The sequence below is a fragment of the Streptomyces sp. NBC_00076 genome (genome assembly GCF_045041235.1).
GTDB lineage: Bacteria > Actinomycetota > Actinomycetes > Streptomycetales > Streptomycetaceae > Streptomyces.
The window spans coordinates 612167-631496 of sequence record NZ_CP108242.1; the positions used below are offsets into that span (position 1 = coordinate 612167).

The following is a 19330-nucleotide window of genomic DNA, read 5'->3' on the forward strand; positions in this document are numbered from 1 at the left end:
GGCTGGGCGATCAGCTGCGCCACTCCACCTTGAAGACCCACACGTGCTCCCCCGCCGTCCGAGCCGCCGCCGGTACCTCGATGACCAGTGCTCCGTCTTTCTGGGTCCAGGTAAGCGGCCGGTTGTAGCCGAGCATGGTGACCTTGTCCCCGCTGCGGATGGGCACCGGCGCCTCGACGGTCAGCCGGCTTCCCGGCTTGGCCAGGGAGTGGATGTAGAACGCCTTGCCCTGCCGCACCGTGAAACGGAGGTCCTCGCCGAGCTGCGCCATGCGTGACCAGTAGGTGGTGTCGAAGATGGCCTCACCGTTGACCTTCAACCAGTGGCCCGTCTCGCGCAGTCGGGTCTGCATGATCTGCGGGATCGTGCCGTCCGCTCGTGGGCCGATGTCGAGGAGGAAGTTGCCGTTCTTGGAGACGATGTCGACCAGGCTCTGCACCACCTGCTCCGTGGTCATGTAAGCGTCGTCCGGCGTGGCCTGGTTGTAGCCGTAGCTGAACGGGTCGAGGCCCCGGCTGGACTCCCACTTCGCCACAACGGTGTTCGCGTAGGTCGTGTACTCGGGCGTGGTGAAGTCGTGGAAGGGGATGCCGGACCGGTCGTTGATCGTCACGTCGGCCGGCACACGGCTCTTCTTCGCGTGGTTGAAGTACTCGGCCAGGACATTGCGGCTGTCGTTGGCCCCGCCGATGTCGCACCACAGCAGCTCCGGGCTGTAGTTGTGGATCAGCTCCAGCATCTGCGGGGCCTGATAGCCCTTCACGAAGTCCTTGCCGGAGGTGTATCCGGTGTACGGCACCGGTTCGAGGGTGTAGGGATTGCGCGGAGCGTGTCCCATCCAGGGCTGGTCGGGGTTGAAAAACTCCGGCATCGAGAAGTACAGCCCGCGGTGCAGCTCCGGCGTGTACTTCGTGGACGCGTCGAAGAGTTCGCGTACCAGATCCCGCCGGGGCCCCATCTTCACCGCGTTGCGGTCGGAGAGCTTGGTGTCCCACAGTGCGAAGCCCTCGTGATGCTTCGAGGTCAGTACGTGGTACTGCGCGCCCGCGTCCCGGAACAGCTCCACCCACGACCGCGGATCGAACCGCTCTGCCCGGAACATGGGGATGAAGTCGTCGTAGGCGAAGTCCTCGCCGTACTTCTGCGCATGGTAGGCGTACACGTCGTTGTTGGGGTCCTGCATGTGGTTCCAGTACCACTCGGCGTACTGCTTGCCGACGGGCGACCAGGCCGGGACGGAGTAGACGCCCCAGTGGATGAAGATGCCGAACTTGGCATCGCTGAACCAGTACGGCGCCTGGTGCCGACCCAGAGATGCGTCCGTCGGTTCGTAGTCCGCCGTCCCGAGGGTGAGCTTGCTCGGCGCGACGGCGGCCTGCCCGCCGATCCCGGAGGCGATGACACGGCCGTCCTGCTGGGTTCCGGGTGCGGTCTGTGCCCGATTGCGTATTCCGATGCGGAGTCGGCTCTGTTCGCCTGGATCGAGGCGCGGTACTGACGATGCCAGCACGGTGCGGGCGCCGGGTACGTCGACGCTCACAGTCACGCCGTCCACTGCCAGGACGGGATCCGTGCCGGCGTTGACCAGAGTCGCCTCGACGCTCTGGGCGCCGGCGGATCCGAGCAGCGACACGGTGGAGTGGGCGTTGCGCAGCGCCAAGGCCTTGCCTTGGGCGGCCGGTTGGACGGTGAGTGCGAAGACGTGGAGCGAGGTCTGGTTCGCCTCTGGTTGGTGGCTGACGGGCAGGGTGACCGCGACGGCCTCGCGCCGGGGGTCACACCACACCTCCGTCGAGCCGATGCCTACGCGGTGCTCGTCCTTGCTGCCGTCAGGGGCGTAGCGGTACGGCGTGGAGAGCGAGCCGCCCGTCGCGTACCAGTCGGGGCCGCCGAGTGGGGCCGTGGTCGTCGATCCGTCGGCGTAGTTCACCGTCGCCGTACCGGACGCGTCACCGTAGCTGCCGGCCGCCAGGAACAGCAGCGACAGATAGCGGCCCTTGGGGAGCTCGATGCGCTGCCCCATCGCGACCACGTTGTTCGCGCCTGAGCCGGACGACGGGAAGAGGTAGGGCACCCCGTCGACTTCGACGCGGCCGGCCGGGAGTTCTTCCCCGGGGAAGGTGTAGCCGGAGCCGTCGAAGTCTCCGCCGCGCGCGGCGGCGGTGTCGATTCCGTCATTGTCGGCATAGGCGTCGAGCGGGACAGGCACGGGGTCCGGGACGGCACCCCAGACGGCACCCGTGTCCACCCCCGCAGCCGACTCCCCCACGCTGTCCGTCCCTGCGACGGACGCGGCCAGGGACGGGGCGGCCGTGGGGAGCACGCCCGCAGCGGCGACCCCCGCAGCTGCTCCGAGTACTCGGCGTCTCACGAATGAACCGGATTCATGCACTGGGGGTCTCCATTCATCGGATGTCCAGATCATGGAAGCGGGACGCACGCTTGTCAATGAAGCCTTCAAGCATCACGGATTGGCAAATAGATAGGATCTATCGGCATCGACGGCCGGGGTACCGGAACGTCACGCCGACGGACGCCGCGTGATCAGGCCAGGCTCGGATGCTCCCCACCCGACGCACCGGGGCACACTGTGAACGCGCCCGGTGCGTCCGACCCGCCCAGCAGTTCCGTCACACCGCGGTGATGCCCTCCATGCCGGACTCGGCGAAGGCGGGCAGTCCTGTGACCGTCGTGATCTTGATGAGGGCGCCGTTGCGTCCGACCCGGAAGCCGTCGACGGTGCCGGAGGTCGCGTTCTGGACGTAGACGAACCTGTCGGCGGCGACGGCGAGGTCGATGACCCCCTGCGACTTCCCGGACGGCGCGGCGGCGATGCCCGCCTCGTTGGTCAGCGCGAGTCGGCCACGCGCGTCCATGCGGTAGCCGGTGACGGTCGAGTTACCGGTGTTGCCGCCGTAGAAGAAGTCACCCGCGCGCTCCAGCCAGCACAGAGTGTCCTGCCCATTGGCCAAGGGCTTCTGGACCGCCTTCAACGCCCCGTCGTGCCGCACCTTGTATGTACTGACCGTGGACTCGGCGGCCTCGGCGACCAGCATGCGGCCGGACTTGTCGAAGGCGATGGCGAAGGGCACCTTGCCCGCCGACTTGTTCACGACGGGTGCGCGCGCCGGGCGGCCGTCCCGTCCTATGGGGAAGACCTCGATGGTGTTGGCCGACTTGGTGGTGACGACCAGGTTCCGGCCGTCCGGCGTGAAGGCCACCTGTCCCGGTGAGCTACTGAAGAGCGGCACCGTCTCGTTCTCCAGCCCCAGGCTTCGGTACGAACCGCTCAGCGGCTTCAGCCCCGTCGAGGTGATCCTGAAGCCCTGGACACTTCCGGCGCCGCCCGCGTTCATGACGTAGGCGAGATCGCCCGAGACGGTGATGGCGGCGGGGAAGTCACCCCCGGTGGGCACCGTCTGGCGATCCGTCATTTTCTGACCCTGCACGGCGAAGGACGTCAGCGTGCCGCTGCCCGCGTTGACCGCCAGGAGCCGACCGGACCGGTCGTCGTAGACCAGCGACCCCTGCGAGGCCAGCGAGTCGGTGGGCGCGTCGACCTGGTCGCCGCCCTTGCCACCGGTGGCGTACTTGCCCGCGGCGGTCAGCTTGCCGTCGTCGCCACGCCGGAAGACGTGGATGGTGTTCCCGGCCAGTTCGTTGCCCTGGACGAAGACGGCGTGGTCGGCTTTCGAGGCGACGCTCGGGGTGGTCGAAACCTGGCCTGCGGAAGCCACGTTGACCGTGGCCACGACCGCCGCGACAGCCACCGTGCCACCGCCGAAAACGGTCATCCTCTTGCGCAGCTTCGACCTGCGCTTGTTGTGCCTGCTCATGTGCGACTCCTCTGGTCCGGGAACTGTGCGTGACCAGAGTGGCCGATGTGACGCCGAGGCAGAGGGCAAGAGGGGGCAGCGTCAGCGTCTCGTAAGAACCGGTCACCTCCGCCGAAGCGCCAGGGCGCTTGGGCCCCTGCCCGGAGCATATGGAGACTCCGGCCCGGTCAAGGGCCGAGATGAGGGAGACACCGCGTAAGTATCGGTGAGAGCTACCACCGCAGCACGGCCGGCCAGACGTGGGCCGCGATCGTCATCGGTTCCGGGATCGGCGGCCTGACAACAGCCGCCTTCCTTGCCCGGACCGGACGACGCGTACTCGTGCTGGAGAAGCACTCGACGGCGGGCGGCGCCACCCAGACCTTCCGGCGCGCCGGATACGAATGGGACGCCGGAAAACTGGAGTGGGCGCCCATGCCGGACGTCTACAACCGGGTCTTCATCGCGGACCGGGAGTACGAATACCGGTCCGGCGTGCGGCAGTTCAAGGACCGGATGAAGGAGTACTTCCCTCTCGAGTCCGGGGCCATCGACCGGTACGTCGACATGGTCCACACGGCGAACCGCACGGCTCGCCCCTACCTCGCCCCGCCATCGGCCCTTCACAGACGTACGTCACGCTCAACATCGGCATCCGCGAATCCGGTGACCGGCTCGACCTGGATCCGGCCAACATCTGGGCCCACGCCGGACCCGACATCGACGGCGAGACAGCCGCGTTCGAGGCGGACCCCGAGCACCACGCCATGCCGACGTACTTCCTCACCTTCCCGTCCCTGAAGGACCCGTCGTGGGAGAGCCGTTACCCGGGACGCACCACCATCGACATCGCGGGGCTGACCACCTGGTCGTTGTTCGAGCCGTACGCGGGGAGCACCTGGATGCGCCGGGGCGCCGACTACGAGCACCTCAAGGACAGGCTGACCGAGGAACTGCTGGGCCAGGTCCTCCGTTTCTGTCCCCAGCTGGAGGGCCGCATCGACCACACCGAGCTGGCGACTCCGCTCAGCTTCAACCACTTCCTCGGCAGGGAGAGGGGCGACTTCATGTCCCTGGCCCACACCCCGGAGCGGTTCGCCCTGCGTGACCTCGGCGCCCACACCCACGTTCCCGGTCTCCTCCTCACCGGCGAGGACGTGGCGTCGGCCGGCGTCAGCGGCGCCATCATGGGCGGCGTCGTCGCCGCTTCCGCCGCCCTGGAGCGCGACGCACTGGAGGACCTCGCGGCCTGAGCGGCGGCCCGCCGGCATCGCGAGATCACGAGCCTGGCCTCCCCCGGCATCGACGAACGGCGCTGGGTGCGGCCGGTCGGGCCCGACGTCAGTCTGTCCCCGCGGGCGACGGCGTTTGACTGCGGGCCCGGCCGGCCGGCCGCGATGGCATCGCAGAGGGGCGCGGTCATACGCACCCCGCAGCTCGCCATGTGGCCTCTACGCCTTCCACCGTCCGCGGCCTGAGGACGGGACCAGCCCGGTCGCGAGCTCGCCCGAGGCTTCAACAGGACGGCCAAGAGCCATACTTGCCCATGGGGGTGCCATCCAGTGGTGGCTTGAAATGAGAGAGGCAGCAATTTTCGTGAGCAGCGACAACCACGGAGTCAGGAAGGCCGAGGTCCGGCTCAAATGGGACCCGAGTCCCTGGGATCGGCCACCTCATCATCTCGACATCATCGCCGCAACCTACTCGGCGGACGACCCCTTCGGGCAGCCGGTGTACATCGTCCACTTCGACAGCCGCTCACCGGACGGCACCATCAACATGAGTCGGCACAGCCAGACCGGTCAGGGCTTCGGCTACGTCGAAGCGATGACCCTGGAACTCGATCGACTCGCTTCCTCCTTCGCACGGGTGGTGGTGGGTGTGGCGATCCATCAGAACAGCGGCTTCAAAACGTTCGGTGACATTTCTGACGCCGGAGTTCTTGTTGTCGAGGGGTACCGGGAGCTACTGAAGGACAACTTCGCACAGCTCTCCGGACACACCGCCGCGACGGTCGCGGAGTTCACCAGGAACGCCTCCGGAACGTGGGAGTTCCACGAGATGCTCCGAGGGTTCGACAGCGATCCCGTGATCTTCACCGCCGAGATGGGCAGCACCCGGTATCCCTGAGTAAGCAGCAACGCCGAAGGGTGAACCGTACGACCGTCACCCAGCTCGTCCCCTCGATCGACGCCATGGGGCCGTCACCGGGCGAGCGGGGCCGTCCCAGTGCGAGCCCCACACGCTGTCCGCCGGCCGTGGCTACGACCACGACGTCTACCGCCACCGCATACGCAGGCGCGCCATCACGCCGCAGATCACCCGGAGCAGCTTCCTGAAAGCAGCCCTGAAGCCGAGGGCAGGCTGTGTCCAGGTGCCGAGGGCGCCGACGGACGGTAGAACGTAATAGTGAGGGACGACAACAGCCCTGATGGAGATGCGCGGCCGCACGGTGTGGCGAGGCCGGGGATCGACTACCAGGCGCTGTTCGCGGTCACCCCCAGCCCCTATATGGTGCTGGGCCCGGATCTGGTGCTCGCCGACGTCAATGAGGCGGCCTGCCGGGTGACCGGCCGTACTCGGGAGGATCTGCTCGGGCGGTACCTCTTCGATGCCTTCCCGGACAATCCGGCGGATCCGGGCGCCGACGGGGTGCGGAATCTGCATGCCTCCCTGCATCGTGTCCTGCGCTCGAAGGAGCAGGACACGATGGCGCCGATGAAGTACGACATTCCCGTTGCCGACCGGCCCGGCCTGTTCGAGGAGCGGTGGTGGTCCGCGATCAACACCCCGGTGCTCGGGCCGGATGGGCAGGTGGAGTGGATCATCCACCGGGGGGAGGACGTGACCTCGTTCATCCTCTCCCGCCCACGCCCGCGAGAAGGCGGGGTGCTCAGTGACGTGGAGGCGATGGAGGTCGAACTGTTCGGGCGGGCGCGCGAGCTCAAGCGACTGAGCGAGGAACTGCGCCAGGCCCACGCCCGGGAACGCCAGGTCGCCGTCACCTTGCAGGAGGCCATGCTCCACTCGCCCCACCTGGCCCGGCACCGGGACACCGCGGTCCGCTACCTGCCCGCCGCCGGGTCACTGAACGTGTGCGGCGACTGGTACGAGGTGGTCGACCTGCCCGAGAACAGATTCGCCGTCGCGGTCGGTGACGTCGTGGGCCACGGGCTGGAGGCCGCCGCGGTCATGGGCATGCTCCGCAGCGCGCTGTCCGCCTCCGTCCGGGCCGTCGAACGGCCCGCGAGGGCCCTGGACGTCCTGGGCCTGTATGCGCGCTACGTGGAGGGTGCACTGGCCACCACCGTCGTCCAGGCCGTCGTCGACACCCACGCTCGCCGCATCACGTACAGCAGCGCCGGCCACCCGCCCCCCGTCCTGCTCCACCCAGACGGCACCTACGCACTTCTCGACCAGGCCACCGACCCTCCGCTGGGGGCCCGCCCCAACCCCGTCCCCCGCCCGCAGGCCGACCTGCCCTACACCCCTGGCGACACGTTCGTGCTCTACACCGACGGTCTCATCGAACGCCGCGGCGAGGACATCGATGTCGGCCTGCGACGCCTCACCGACGCGCTCGCCCCTCGTGCTCGTCACGCCCCCGAACATCTCGCCGACGACTTGCTCGCGCACCTCGGCGTCAGCAGCGGTGCCCGCGACGACATCGCCCTGATCGTCATCCGCCTATGACCCCGCACCCCGCCGGCTGAGTGCCACGGGCGGCGAACCCCGTCAACGGAAACGCTCCTTACCTTGTTGGCGGGTTGATTCCGCTCCTTCGTACGATCGGGAGACCCAGGGGCCTGGGTGTGGCTGAAAGCGCTCATGCCGTCCGTGTGGCTTTGACTGATAGGCCGCCCAGCGCCCCGCGACGACACGGCCACTCATTGGGATGCGCGAACAGAGATCGCTTCGTAAGGACACGTCGGCGTGGTCGTCTGCAGGGACCAGTCAACTGATCGACGAGGGAGGCTCGGGTGCCCGAGCTCTGGGCGGGGACGGATGCCGGCAAGGCCGCGCACCACTGCACGGTGATCGACACAGACGGGGCGAAGGTGCTCTCACGCCGAGTACCAAACAACGAGGCGGAACTGCTGGAGCTGATACGCGACGTCCTCGCTCTGGCTCAGGATGCCCCGGTGACCTGGGCCGTCGACCTGAACGCGGGCGGAGCCGCCCTGCTGATCGCATTGCTCACCGGTCACGGCCAAAGGCTCCTCTATATCCCTGGCCGCACGGTTCACCACGCCTCCCACAGCTATCGAGGGGACGGCAAGACCGACGCCAAGGACGCCTACGTCATCGCCGACCAGGCCCGGATGCGCAGGGACCTGCAACCTCTGCAGGACTGGGATGAGATCGCGGTGGACCTGAAGATTCTCACCGCTCGCCGCTACGATCTGGCAGCCGACCGCACGCGGGCCATCAACCGAATGCGGGCTCAGCTGCTGGAGTACTTCCCTGCTCTGGAGCGGGCGTTCGACTACGCCGCATCCAAAGGTGCTCTCGTGCTGCTGACCGGCTACCAGACACCGGCTGCCTTGCGACGGATCGGTCCGAGCCGACTGGCGAGTTGGTTGAAGAACCGCAAAGTGCGCGGCACGCAGGCCCTGGCCGACACTGCCGTCGCCGCGGCGCAGGCCCAGCACACTGCTGTCGCCGGGGAGACCACGGCCGCAGCTGTGGTCCACACCCTGGCCAAGGCCGTACTGGCGCTGGACGAGGAGATCTCCAGCATCGACCTGAAGATCGCTGCCCGCTTCCGTGAGCATCGCGACGCGGAAGTGATCGTCAGCATGCCCGGAATGGGCCCGTTGCTGGGGGCGGAGTTCATCGCCTGCACCGGAGGGGACATGGACGCCTTCGGGAGTGCGGGGCGCCTCGCCGGAGTCGCTGGTCTCGCCCCGGTCCCATGGGACTCAGGGCGCATCAGTGGCAACATGCGCCGGCCATATCGCTACCACCGCCGGCTCCTGCGCGTCTTCTATCTCTCCGCTCAAATCGCCGCTCGCTTCTGCCCCACCTCGAAGACCTTCTACGACCGAAAACGGTCCGAGGGCAAGAGCCACAAGCAGGCGATCCTCGCCCTCGCCCGTCGACGCCTCGACGTCCTGTGGGCCCTCATCCGCGACCAGCGAACCTTCGACGTCCTACCACCTCAGCGCGGTCTCGCGGTGGGCTGATCCCTGTCGCCTGGGACGGCGCGTGCTTGCTGCCGCGGTGTGTCTCAGTTCCTGATGAGAGGCTCGTAGGAGTGGCCCTCCGGCGTGAAGATGAGGACGAAGTCTTCTCCCATCCGAACAGCTACCTCCCGCAAGCGGGCCAAGACGTCTGCCTGGGCCGGCAGGTCGAGGCCCACGGCCGCCGCGGCACTGTCTCTCCGGGCCACGAGATCCGGCATGTCCTCCAGGTACTCGGCCGCGAGCTCGAGACTTTCCTCCTCCGTGAACGCTTGGCAGTCGCGCCACCAAGGGGCGACCAGCAGCAGCCGCAGGAGCTCGGGCAGGCCGATCGCAACCAGCGCCGCACCTCCTTCGGAGTCGGCATAGAGGATTGGACGTTCCTCGCCACCTTCACCGCAGAAGAAGTACGTGCCCCCAGCGCCGTCGCCGGCGAAACCCTCGAGCGCAGCCCCCGAGGCGAGGCGGACTTCCTCGACATGGTCGCCTCGGTCCAGGTCGAAGTCGCCCGGCCAGGCGAGAAAGCCGGCAGCCTCGTCCTGTTCACGGACGGCAGCGATCAACGAATCCATGAGCCGCACCCTACGGCTCACTGGTTGACAAGCATCATTGGGAATCAGTCACACCAGCGATTTTGACTGCGGTGAACAGAACCGCCCTGCATCTGCGATTGTCCCAGCGATGAGTTTCGGAAGCGTGCTGGGTCTATGGGTGCGACGGTCGCCGAAGCCCAACCAGAGAAGACGGCCAGTCGGTACCCACACGGATCAGCCGCACTCGAGGAGAACGACATGGCCGCCACCTACACTTTCGACGTCTTTTCCAGCCTCGACGGCTACGGCGCCGCCAGCGCCAACTGGAGCGGCTACTGGGGTAAGCAAGGCCCCGAGTTGCTCGACCACCGCCTTGCCTTGTACGGCACGGAGCAGCGGATGGTCTTCGGAGCCAACACGTATCGGGCATTCGCGCGGATGCTGGCCTCGAGCTCCGAGGAGTCCGATGTACGTGACCCATGGGTCACTCGGATGAGGAACCTGCCGACGACGGTGGTGTCGACGACGCTGGAAGGCCCCCTCGACTGGCCGAACGCGACCCTCGTGAGCGGTGACGCCGTCGACGTCGTCGCCCGGCTCAAGGAGGAGTCCGAGGTGCCGTTGCGCTCGCACGGCAGCCTGTCGTTGAACCGGGCACTGATGGCCGCCGGCCTGGTCGACCGCTTGCAGGTGACGCTCTTCCCTGTCATCACCGGTCAGACCGGGCTGGACTCGATCTTCCAGGGTGCGTCCGACTTCGACCTGGAGCTGATCGAGAACCGGACCCTCGACGGTCACATCCAAGAGCTCATCTACCGCCCCACCCTCCATTGACCTGTACGGACCATCGACCTGTACGGATGCGTCGGCGGCGCCAGAGGCGGCGCCGTCCCATCGCCGTGGCCCGTCCTTCCAGGCTCAGTGGCGCATATCGGCGTGGGTCATGTGTCCAGCGCGTAGGAGCGGTCGATCAGGTCCGTCATCGCCTGCTGGAAGTCGCGGCGCTGCTGCTCACTCCAGCCTTCTGCCAGCCGGTCGAAGACCTGCTCCTGCCAGTCATGAGCTTGTTCCAGCATGGTGTGGCCGAACGAGGTGACCGTCGCCTGGCGTCGGCGACCGTCTGTCTCCGATGCCTGCATGGTCAGGTATCCGAGCTCTGTCGCGCCCTTGACCAGGCGTGATGCTCCGCTCTGGTCGATGCCGATCTCGTGGGCGACGGCATTGACCGTTGCCACGGCCCCTCGCTGGGTCAGGGTGTGGACAGACTCGGTGACGAGCACGAGACGACCTTGCTCGGCAGCGCGGCCCGCCGCGGCCGTGTGGTCGCCGACCGATGATCTACGCGACCAGTGCCGGACGAACGCGAACAAGACCTGTCCCGGCCCTGTGCTGCTCATTCGGTGGCCGCCATCTCGTGACAGATGGAGGCAAGCTCCAGCGCCGACTTCACATCAGGCAGCCGGAGAGAGGCAGTCACCTTCTCGCCGACCACCCGGAACACCGTCGCTACGTGAGCCGGGGCCTTGCCCCCAGGCCAGGTCGCGTCCTGCTCCACGACCATGAGCCGCTCACTGACCGGATGCCACGACCGCGCAATGAGCTTGACGCCCGAACGATCCACCCAGTCCGCGAACTGCTCGGGCGTGATCGGGCCGGCGCCCTTCGGACCCAGAACGACGACCGGATCACCGACCGCCCTCGCCGACCGCTCCAGGTCGCCGTCGTTCACGCTCGCGTGCCACTCGTTGATGGCTGCTTCCAGTTCTGACTCCATGACTGAAGTGTATGCGAAGCGCATACATATCTGGAAGTGGGGACGGTCAACAACCTCCAGCCTCGCAACCGGCAGTGCCAGGCACCGCCGGTCAGGACCCGCTCGGCGCGGTCGACTCCGTGCACGGTGAAGAAGGCCGCGGTCCAGAGCGGAAGCCTGGGCAGGTGGCGGCTTCCCGCTTCGGGTGGGATGTCGCCGTAGGCCGGATACCTTCTGCCGTGCAGCTCAAGCCACGCTGGACTGGCGCGGTGGGGTCATGGCCCAGCGGATGGTCCGGGTCAGGACCTGTCCAGTCGGGCGTACGGCGAGGCCCTCGACGACCGGCACCCGGGGCAGCCACAGCATCGCACGGGCCCAGGGCGGGAGGAGCGCGACGGCGTTCGCAGCCAACCCGCCGTAGAACGGCCGTACCGCAAGGGGCAGGGGAGGCCGGAACAGCAGGAAGCGGGCGGCGGCCCGGGCCTCGGACGTGGCCCCGAGTTCGTGCCGGTAGGCGATCAGGCGCTCGGACAGCTCGCGGCGGTCGCGTGGTGGGTCGCTCGCCCCCAGCGCCTCGGCGACGCGCGCGGTGTCGGCGACGTAGGCGTCGTAGGCGTCGGCGTCCAGCGGGCGGGCCCCGAAGCGTTCATGGGCGCGCAGGAAACTGTCCGTCTCGGCGGCGTGCACCCAGCCGAGCAGGTGTGGATCGGCCGCGTGGTAGGGCACACCCTCGGCCGTCGTCCCGCGAATCCGCTCATGGATGCCGCGGACGTGGTCGACCGCCCGCTGAGCGTCCGCGGCGGTGCCGTAGGTCGTCACGGCCAGGAAGGTGCTGGTGCGTTGCAGTCGGCCCCACGGGTCGCCGCGGTAACCGGAGTGCGCGGCCACCGCCGCCATGGCGAGCGGATGCAGGGACTGCAACAGCAGTGCGCTCAGCCCACCGATGAACATCGAGGCGTCACCATGGACGGCGCGGATCGGGCGGTCCGGTCCAAACCAGCGTGGCCCGGGGGTGTCGTGGATGCGGCTACGCGTCGCCGGTCCGTCGGGGCCCGCGACACGGCGGAACAGGGCCTGGCCCAGTTGTTCACGGACTACGGTCAACACGGTCGGCCTCCCCTCTCCTGCTGCCCAGTGTCCGCGATACCGGCCCGAACCGGGGCACGGCTGCGGGGTTCACCGTCCGGCGGCACCGACACGACCCACGATAGATGCGCATTGCACACATCGACAGGCTCGGGTGAAGCGGCGAGGGACAGGCGAGCCCCGTCGCTGGCGCTGCGTACATCTCCCCGCGGTGCGACGCGCCGGGCGCGCCGTCGGACGCTATGGACCCTGGCGGGGCTGTCCCGCTGCGAGCGATGTGTCGGCCAGGACTGCGTCGGGGTGGTCGGCGACGTAGTCCCGTACCACCGATACGAAGCTGGGGTCGGGCTCCAGCCCGAGCGCTGCGGCGCGCGCGTTGTCGAAGACGGAGGGCCACGAACCCACGAGGGCCTCGACGGCAGGGTCGGGCGTGATCGTCACCAGGTCGGCGACGGCACCGCCGGCCACCTGCCGCAGCGTGGCCAGCATCTCGCCGACCGAGACGGTGAGTGCCGGAAGGTTGACTGGCAGTCCACCCTCGAGCCGGCCCCTGCCCACCCCACGCTCTGCTTCCGCGATGCGGAGGATTGCCTTGACGGTGCGTCGCGGCGAGGCCAGGGCCACCCGCAGGTCGGGACGTACGGGGCAGACGGCCGGAAGGCCCGCGAGGGGCTCGCGGATGATGCCGGACAGGAAGCCGGAGGCGGCCGCGTTCGGCAGGCCGGGCCGCACCGACACCGTCATCAGACGGGCGACGCGTCCGTCGACGAAACCGCGCCGGGTGTAGTCCGCGACCAGTTGCTCGCAGACGAGTTTCTGGATCCCGTAGCTGGATCGTGGCGTGGGCAGGGTCGACTCGCTGACGACAGGCGGGAGCGGGAGCGCCGGGTCGGCACCGTAGACCGCCACGCTGCTGGAGAACACCAGGCGCGGCGTCGGCCCGCCGGCCGCCGACTGCGCACGGGCGGCTTCGAGGAGCGCGCGGGTGGTGTCCAGGTTGGCGCTCATGCCGAGGTCGAAGTCGGCCTCGCACTCGGCCGATACGGCGGCCGCGAGATGGATCAGCACATCCACCGGCTCTGCGAACGCCTCATCGAGATGGTCGATCAGGTCGCCCCGGACGATCTCCACGAGCGGGTCGGACGCCGACTGCGACTCGGACGGCACGATCCGGTCGGCGAGCACCAGGCGCCCGATCGGTGCCCCTCCGCATGTCCGCGTCCTGAGCAGTGCGCTGGTGACCTGTCGTCCCAGGAAGCCGAAGCCACCCGTGATGACGATCCTCATGCGGAGCCTCCTCGGTAGTCGTGCAGCCGGCCGGCCGCACGGTTCACTCCGTCAACGATGCCCTTGAAGTGAGGGGTGAGGCCGGCAAATCCTCCAGCGTCACCTGCGGGAGATCCAACGCGGCCCTCGGTCCCCTCAGGCGACTGGGATGTCCTCGATAGGCCGCCGGACGCGCGGTGTGGCTGTACTGGGACCATTGATCTGGGTACAGACGCCCCCGCCAACTGGCGAGCGAATCCGGGAGAGTTCCTTCTACTCCGAGCCGTCCGCGTCGGCTGTGGCGCGGCTGGCCAGTCGTTCGTATCGCTGCCTGGCGGCTTGCGGAGTGCCAAGCCCGAGTCCGAAAGCGATCTCCTGCCAGGTCATGCCGCGGCCCCGTGCCATCTGGAGGAGTCCGGTTTCCAATTCGTCCATCTCCCCGCGAACCAGTGGGACGAGGCTCAATGCAGCGGTGATATCAGCGTGGTCCACCTCCGGTTCGCCGTCATCAGGCTGTGCTGCTCCGCTGAGCAGGAACGACACAAGTCGGACGGCCTCATGCGGCCCGATGACCGAAGGATGAACCTGTCGGTTGCGTTGCTTGTCAGTGGTCGCGTGTCGCTCGGCGATGCGAAACAGGGACGCGTACACGCGGTGTGCTCGCGCCTGCTCAGGCTTCGGAGGCGTGAAGGGGTCGGTGTGCTGATCAGGAGTCGAAGGCATGAGATGAGGATGAGATGCGCACGACTTGATGTCAACTAACCGTTGTAAACAATCTGTTCACTTCTTGCCGCTTCATGCGCCTGCCCCTTTGGCTGGATGACCTCCGACCCGACCGCTGGAGGCGCGGTGGCCGAGCCCCTCCGTGTGCGCAGAATGACCGACCAGGAAGGGCAGAAAAGGTGTCCCCTGACCCCGATCAGGAGACGAAGCTGGACTGGATCGAGCACGTCCCTGGACCGCTTCCCGGATCGGGATTTCACGTTCGACGAGTTCGGCCCGCTCGGGAACCGGCCAACCGCGGGCTCGGGTTGCACCGAACAACGGCGTCCCGACCGGCTGCCGGCCACCAGGCGTGCGGCGACGACACCGCCGACGTCGTCGTACGCCACGACCGTGTCATCGTCGGCGATGCCCAGCAGCGATGATCGTGCGGCGGCCCGCGGGGAGTTCCCCGCGGGCCGCCGCACGTACCTCAATCAGCCAACCTGGCCCTACGGCGCGATGAACGGCATGTCCAGGTGGATCTTGATGACGTCACCGAGCAGCCCGGGGGCGAAGTTCAGCCCGAAGTCGCCGCGCCGGATCTCGCCCGTCGCCTCGAACCCGGCGTGCTTCTTCTGGTCCAGCGGAGCATCCACCACCCCGCCGAACTCGACGGCGAGCGTGACCGGTCGGGTCACGTCCCCGATGCTCAGATCCCCCTCCATCGTCCAGTCGTCGCCCTCCCCGGAGATCCGCGTCGAGCGGAACGTCATCGTCGGCCGCTTCTCCACGTCGAGCAGCTCGGCCGAGCGGGTGTGCGCGTCCCGGTCAGCGTTCCCGGTGTCGATGGAGGCCAGAGCGATCTCCGCGGTCACCCGCACGTCGTCGAGGGCCTCACCGACGTACAGTCCGGCCGTGAACTCGGTGAACCGGCCGCGCACCTTGCTGATCCCGAGGTGGCGGACGGTGAAGTTGACCGCCGCATGGTGGGGGTCGAGTTCCCACTCGCCGGGGGTGAGGGGCAGCGCGGAGACGGAGGTGGCAGCGGTGTTCGAGGAGGTGTCATTACTCATGGCTCCATCCTGCGGGCCCGGCGACAGCGGAGGGAGGCCGGGCGAATGGTAGTAGTGGCAGGGCCACCCTCCGCACCGGGACACGTTGTACGTTCGAGTGGTGAACGACAACGAGTTGGGCACTTTTCTGCGCACCCGCCGCGAAGCCGTCACCCCGGCCGACGTGGGCCTACCCGCGGGCTTTCGCCGTCGCACGCCAGGGCTGCGCCGCGCCGAGCTCGCCACACTCGCCGGCATCAGCGTCGAGTACCTCACCCGGCTCGAGCAGGGGCGTGACCGCAACCCCTCACCCAAGGTCCTCGGCGCCCTCGGCGACATCCTCCAGCTGTCGACGGCGGACCTTCTGCTGTTGCACCGGTTGGCCAAGATACACAGCGGCGGCAAGGAGCTGTGCCAGTCGGTCACCGCACCGCCGGTGCGTACGGTGCGCGCCACCTTTCGGGCGCTCCTCGACCGTCTCGAGCCCGCCCCGGCCGTCCTGCTCAACTGGATGGGAGACATCGTGGCCTGCACACAGGGCTACGAGCGGTACGCCCGCCCGCTCGGCCTGCTGGACGGCGACGCGCCCAACATGGTGCGGTACGTGTTCACCGACCGCCGGGCCCGCACCGTGTTCCCCGGGTGGGACCGACTGGCCGACGAACAGGTCGCCCATCTGCGCAACGAGGCCACGCTGCACGACCCTCATGTCGCCGCCCTGGCCAACGAGTTGACGGCGGCGGTGGGGGCGCCGTTCACCGACCGGCTCGCCTCTGTTCCGACCCTGCCCTCCCGGTTCGGGCTCGAGCTGGTCGAGCACCCCGTGGCGGGCCGCCTGCGTCTGTCGTTCGAGACGCTCGCGCTTCCGGACGAGGGTCAGCGCCTGGTGGTGCACATGCCTGCCGACGAGGCCACGGCCTCCGCGCTCGACCGTCTCAATGGCCGCCGGCCGGGGGCACTACGAGCGGTGAGCGGCTGACCTTCGCGGAGGCGACACCGTAATCTCACTCCTGCCGCGTGGCCCGCGACCTGGTGAATCAGCATGACCTGCACCCCAGAACGGGTTCATCCGGCTGGGGCTCGAGTTCGGCGAACAGGGCGCTGACGCGCCGTGCTCGATGGAACGGCGCGCCGCAGGACGTCATGCAGACCGCAACCGCCGCGCGGCACCCGCCAGGTGCACTGCGGGCGGGTCAGTAGCGGCCGCCGCGGCGGTGGCTCCAGGACTGACTCGTCGCCGGCGAAGTGGCCGCGGTCGTTGCGCAGGGGTGCAGGGGCGCGGCCCCGCGGCCTCGCGGCGTCACCTCGTCATGGTCGTTGGTCCACAAGATCGTCCGGCGTCTCAGTGGGAAGAACCCCTGCGGCGGCGGACGACGAGGACCATGCCGCCCAGCAGAGCGACACTGCCTGCGGCAGTGGCGACGAGTGTCGTCCGGCCCGCGCCCGTGGCGGCCAGGGTGTGGCCGGACGGTACCGCCGCATTCGGTGTCGCCGAAGCGCCGAAGGCGAAGGTGACGCTGTCGTTGGAGACGTCCGGGTCGTGGAGGGGGATGCCGGCCGGGCCAGGACGCACGGTCGCCGTGCCCTTGGCACCGTCGTACCCCTTGTCTGTCTTCACCCACAGTTCGAAGAACTGGCTCTTACCGGCCGCGACACCGAACGGCACGGTGCACAGGTAGTGCCGATGCCCCGCCTCGAAAGGCGCCGTCCTGGTGCTGCTGATCCAGAGAAGGCAGGGGCCGTAAGGGCTGTCCTCCCCCTCCATGTAGGCGTTGCCGGTCGCGACCGTCCCCTCGGGGAGGACAACATCGACCACGGCGACGGCCTTGTTGTCGACTCCGTACACGGAGGCCGGACCGTGGTTCACGGCGTTGAGGTCCAGGGTCCATTGGCCCGCCTTGCGGCCCGGCTTCGTCGTGGCCTCGGCCGCGAGATCCGCGGAGTTGTCGGCCGCGATGGTGAACCGGCCCTCGGCGTCCTTCTCGAAGCCGCCTCCCGTTCCGGACGCGCGCACCAGGGTGAGCGCCGGCCCGGTGCCCTGGTGGCTGCCGCCGCCGGGCTCTACGCCAGGTTTCAGTAGCTCGACCGAGTAGTCGGTCACGGCGGTCAGGACGTGCTCGCCGACGGTGGCAGTCAGGGGGCTGCTCAGCTCAACGGTGGTCCCTGCGGGCACGGAGTCCGGGCCGATCGGGAAAACGCAGGTGACGGATGTCCGGCTGCCGGGTTCGCCGGGCTCATCGCCTTCGCCGTAGGCGCAGTTGGAGAACTTCCGGTCGAAGATCAGACCGCCCACCGATTCCCAGCGCAACATGACGCGCCGGTCGGTGGCCAGATCCCCGGTGTTGCGAAGCTGGAGCGGCACATCGATGCGGGACCCGATCCTGGCGTGCGTCACGTCCGGCACCTTGCCGACGATCAGGTTCGGGATGCCGACGACCACCTTCGCGTTCGCTGTGGTGCCGGTGGCGTGGTCGGCGCTGATGGTGTACGTGATCGTACCGCTGGCGCCGGGGGCGGCGCCCGCCTCCGCACGCAGGGTGAACCCGACCGAACGCCTCTGCGAGGAATCCGAGTTGACGCAGGTGATGACCTGCCCGTCGTCCTTGCACCTCGGGTCGTCGACGGCGACGCTCGCGATGCCGGCCAGGTCACGCGCATCGATGACGAGCGTGTCGTTCGTGGGTACGGGAACCTGCGCTCCGCCGTCCCAGAACATCCAGCTCACCTCGGCCGACTGCGCCGCCGACCCCACGTTGAGCTGTTTGTCCGCCTCGATCGTCGCGTATGCCTGCGTCGGCAAGGGGGACGGTGTCGCAGACGGATCGTCGGCCACGGCGGCCACGGCTGCTGCACCGGGCACCAGGGCGAGCGCCATGGCAGCCAGGACCGACCCGAGCACCCCGCACTTGGATTTCATACACATGTGATGCGCGAGATGCCCAGAAGGTTGCCCAACGGCATGCCCGGCGCCATGGGACCCTTCATTTTCGTGGCCACATCGGCCTGCACCGAGGGCAGTTGTCGCCTAAGTCACGTCCAGGTCGGTGTACACCAGATGGTGGTCCGAGTACGGGGTGGGTTGCACGCGCTGCCCGAGCGGGGCGATTCCTCGCAGGAAGACGTAGTCGAACTTGCTGTGCCAGTCAGTGGTCGTCTTGCAGGTGCCGATGGTCTCGGGATGACACTGGGGATCCGCATCCGCGGCCAGTGCCCATATCGGGGCGAGTTCGGGAGCACCAGGCACCGCGTTGAAGTCGCCGAGAACGATTGCGCGGTCGTGCCGGGCGACGGCCGCGGCTAGTACGCCGGTCTGGTCTGCTCGGACTGCTTCTTGACGTCGTTGCGCGAGGTGTGTGTTGAAGACCCGGACCGGCCGGCCACCCACCGTGGTGGTGACTGCCATGTACCCACGGTCTTCGGATCCGCCGTCGGGATATTCCACATGGACGCGGTCTGTCATCGGTGCCGCCGAGAGCACCGCCTGGCCGAAGGCTCCCGGACTCCACGGCGCTCCCCCGCAGCGGCCCCAATTCTGAAGAACCATCCCGTACTCGACGTGGTAAACCAGCCCGTAGAGGCTCTCCAGATAGTCCCGGATCCTCTCGACGTCACGCACGCATGCTTCTTGCAGGCCAATGACCTGGGGCGCATACGTGGCGATCTCCGCCGCCCGGTCAGCGTTGCCTTCCTCGCAGGGGTTGCAGATGTTCCACGTCATGACCCGGTTCGGTACGACTTCCTTGACGGCATCCACGGGCAGCGACCTGGCGAAGAGGGCACCGCTTGGTGCACTGGCGCCGACGAGCACCATGCAGGCCACGGTCATGGCACCCACGAACCACCGCGTGGCCTTTCCGAGCACCATCGCCTCCTCATGTCGCATACATCTGTCAACTGACGGCTCCGTGCACAAGGTTATGGGATGGGGCTGTCAGCA

The 19330-nt window shown here is 68.2% G+C and carries 18 protein-coding genes and 1 pseudogene; 8 read left to right on the forward strand and 11 right to left on the reverse strand.

Annotation, left to right across the window (positions count from 1 at the left end):
* Positions 1–10 precede the first annotated feature (10 nt).
* Both OHA64_RS03050 and OHA64_RS03055 read right to left on the reverse strand, forming a co-directional pair.
* Entirely contained in the window at positions 11–2425 is a 2415-nt protein-coding gene (locus tag OHA64_RS03050; RefSeq protein ID WP_405623835.1) for an alpha-L-fucosidase, read from the reverse strand.
* Positions 2426–2630: 205 nt separating this feature from the next.
* Positions 2631–3836 carry a lactonase family protein gene (locus tag OHA64_RS03055; protein WP_405607381.1) on the reverse strand — a complete coding sequence of 402 codons (1206 nt, stop codon included), beginning with the start codon at positions 3834–3836 and terminating at the stop codon, positions 2631–2633.
* Positions 3837–4112: 276 nt separating this feature from the next.
* Between OHA64_RS03055 and OHA64_RS03060 the strand changes: the two genes are divergently transcribed.
* The 5 genes from OHA64_RS03060 to OHA64_RS03080 all read left to right on the forward strand — a co-directional run bounded on the left by OHA64_RS03060 (position 4113) and on the right by OHA64_RS03080 (position 9001).
* Positions 4113–4616, forward strand: coding sequence for an NAD(P)-binding protein (locus OHA64_RS03060; RefSeq protein WP_405623836.1), 504 nt, complete (start codon positions 4113–4115; stop codon positions 4614–4616).
* A complete protein-coding gene (locus tag OHA64_RS03065; protein ID WP_405607384.1) occupies positions 4583–5068 on the forward strand; it encodes a hypothetical protein in 486 nt (161 codons plus the stop codon). Before OHA64_RS03060 ends, OHA64_RS03065 begins: the two co-directional genes overlap by 34 nt.
* Positions 5069–5411: 343 nt before the next feature.
* Positions 5412–5945, forward strand: coding sequence for a TerD family protein (locus OHA64_RS03070; RefSeq protein WP_405607387.1), 534 nt, complete (start codon positions 5412–5414; stop codon positions 5943–5945).
* Between the two features lie 381 nt (positions 5946–6326).
* Complete coding sequence (locus tag OHA64_RS03075) at positions 6327–7508, forward strand: PP2C family protein-serine/threonine phosphatase (protein ID WP_405623837.1); 1182 nt, start codon at positions 6327–6329, stop codon at positions 7506–7508.
* 287 nt (positions 7509–7795) lie between these two features.
* The gene (locus OHA64_RS03080; RefSeq protein WP_405606453.1) at positions 7796–9001 is read left to right on the forward strand and encodes an IS110 family transposase; all 1206 of its coding nucleotides are present in this window, start codon (positions 7796–7798) and stop codon (positions 8999–9001) included.
* Positions 9002–9045: 44 nt separating this feature from the next.
* Here the strand turns inward: OHA64_RS03080 and OHA64_RS03085 are convergent, their stop codons facing one another.
* Positions 9046–9570 carry a hypothetical protein gene (locus OHA64_RS03085; protein WP_405606455.1) on the reverse strand — a complete coding sequence of 175 codons (525 nt, stop codon included), beginning with the start codon at positions 9568–9570 and terminating at the stop codon, positions 9046–9048.
* Between the two features lie 219 nt (positions 9571–9789).
* On the opposite strand from OHA64_RS03085, the gene OHA64_RS03090 reads away from it, so the two are divergent.
* A complete protein-coding gene (locus OHA64_RS03090) occupies positions 9790–10365 on the forward strand; it encodes a dihydrofolate reductase family protein (protein ID WP_405607390.1) in 576 nt (191 codons plus the stop codon).
* 107 nt (positions 10366–10472) lie between these two features.
* Here the strand turns inward: OHA64_RS03090 and OHA64_RS03095 are convergent, their stop codons facing one another.
* The 5 genes from OHA64_RS03095 to OHA64_RS03115 form a co-directional block, all read right to left on the reverse strand.
* The gene (locus OHA64_RS03095; RefSeq protein ID WP_405607393.1) at positions 10473–10928 is read right to left on the reverse strand and encodes a MarR family winged helix-turn-helix transcriptional regulator; all 456 of its coding nucleotides are present in this window, start codon (positions 10926–10928) and stop codon (positions 10473–10475) included.
* On the reverse strand, positions 10925–11305 hold the full coding sequence (locus OHA64_RS03100; protein WP_405607396.1) for a hypothetical protein: 381 nt from the start codon (positions 11303–11305) through the stop codon (positions 10925–10927). Before OHA64_RS03100 ends, OHA64_RS03095 begins: the two co-directional genes overlap by 4 nt.
* A gap of 225 nt (positions 11306–11530) precedes the next feature.
* Entirely contained in the window at positions 11531–12391 is an 861-nt protein-coding gene (locus OHA64_RS03105; protein WP_405607399.1) for an oxygenase MpaB family protein, read from the reverse strand.
* Positions 12392–12610: 219 nt separating this feature from the next.
* Positions 12611–13657, reverse strand: coding sequence for a D-erythronate dehydrogenase (gene denD / locus OHA64_RS03110; protein WP_405607402.1), 1047 nt, complete (start codon positions 13655–13657; stop codon positions 12611–12613).
* 252 nt (positions 13658–13909) lie between these two features.
* The gene (locus OHA64_RS03115) at positions 13910–14359 is read right to left on the reverse strand and encodes a DNA-binding protein (protein WP_405607405.1); all 450 of its coding nucleotides are present in this window, start codon (positions 14357–14359) and stop codon (positions 13910–13912) included.
* 176 nt (positions 14360–14535) lie between these two features.
* On the opposite strand from OHA64_RS03115, the pseudogene OHA64_RS03120 reads away from it, so the two are divergent.
* Positions 14536–14707 (forward strand): annotated as a pseudogene (locus tag OHA64_RS03120) (IS630 family transposase); the annotation flags it as partial.
* Positions 14708–14850: 143 nt separating this feature from the next.
* On the opposite strand, the gene OHA64_RS03125 reads toward OHA64_RS03120, so the two are convergent.
* Positions 14851–15414 carry a YceI family protein gene (locus OHA64_RS03125; RefSeq protein WP_405607408.1) on the reverse strand — a complete coding sequence of 188 codons (564 nt, stop codon included), beginning with the start codon at positions 15412–15414 and terminating at the stop codon, positions 14851–14853.
* A gap of 100 nt (positions 15415–15514) precedes the next feature.
* Between OHA64_RS03125 and OHA64_RS03130 the strand changes: the two genes are divergently transcribed.
* Positions 15515–16372, forward strand: coding sequence for a helix-turn-helix domain-containing protein (locus OHA64_RS03130; RefSeq protein WP_405607411.1), 858 nt, complete (start codon positions 15515–15517; stop codon positions 16370–16372).
* Positions 16373–16735: 363 nt separating this feature from the next.
* Here the strand turns inward: OHA64_RS03130 and OHA64_RS03135 are convergent, their stop codons facing one another.
* Complete coding sequence (locus OHA64_RS03135; protein WP_405607414.1) at positions 16736–18310, reverse strand: hypothetical protein; 1575 nt, start codon at positions 18308–18310, stop codon at positions 16736–16738.
* 108 nt (positions 18311–18418) lie between these two features.
* Positions 18419–19258 carry an endonuclease/exonuclease/phosphatase family protein gene (locus OHA64_RS03140; protein ID WP_405607417.1) on the reverse strand — a complete coding sequence of 280 codons (840 nt, stop codon included), beginning with the start codon at positions 19256–19258 and terminating at the stop codon, positions 18419–18421.
* Positions 19259–19330: the final 72 nt, after the last annotated feature.

Coding starts and splice junctions, on each gene's coding strand:
- OHA64_RS03055 (WP_405607381.1), bottom strand. CDS start 3,836: ATGAGCAGGCACAACAAGCGCAGGTCGAAGCTGCGCAAGAGGATGACC.
- OHA64_RS03090 (WP_405607390.1), top strand. CDS start 9,790: ATGGCCGCCACCTACACTTTCGACGTCTTTTCCAGCCTCGACGGCTAC.
- OHA64_RS03050 (WP_405623835.1), bottom strand. CDS start 2,425: ATGATCTGGACATCCGATGAATGGAGACCCCCAGTGCATGAATCCGGT.
- OHA64_RS03140 (WP_405607417.1), bottom strand. CDS start 19,258: ATGGTGCTCGGAAAGGCCACGCGGTGGTTCGTGGGTGCCATGACCGTG.
- OHA64_RS03135 (WP_405607414.1), bottom strand. CDS start 18,310: ATGAAATCCAAGTGCGGGGTGCTCGGGTCGGTCCTGGCTGCCATGGCG.
- OHA64_RS03125 (WP_405607408.1), bottom strand. CDS start 15,414: ATGAGTAATGACACCTCCTCGAACACCGCTGCCACCTCCGTCTCCGCG.
- denD (WP_405607402.1), bottom strand. CDS start 13,657: ATGAGGATCGTCATCACGGGTGGCTTCGGCTTCCTGGGACGACAGGTC.
- OHA64_RS03095 (WP_405607393.1), bottom strand. CDS start 10,928: ATGAGCAGCACAGGGCCGGGACAGGTCTTGTTCGCGTTCGTCCGGCAC.
- OHA64_RS03065 (WP_405607384.1), top strand. CDS start 4,583: ATGCCGACGTACTTCCTCACCTTCCCGTCCCTGAAGGACCCGTCGTGG.
- OHA64_RS03100 (WP_405607396.1), bottom strand. CDS start 11,305: ATGGAGTCAGAACTGGAAGCAGCCATCAACGAGTGGCACGCGAGCGTG.
- OHA64_RS03115 (WP_405607405.1), bottom strand. CDS start 14,359: ATGCCTTCGACTCCTGATCAGCACACCGACCCCTTCACGCCTCCGAAG.
- OHA64_RS03075 (WP_405623837.1), top strand. CDS start 6,327: ATGGTGCTGGGCCCGGATCTGGTGCTCGCCGACGTCAATGAGGCGGCC.
- OHA64_RS03085 (WP_405606455.1), bottom strand. CDS start 9,570: ATGGATTCGTTGATCGCTGCCGTCCGTGAACAGGACGAGGCTGCCGGC.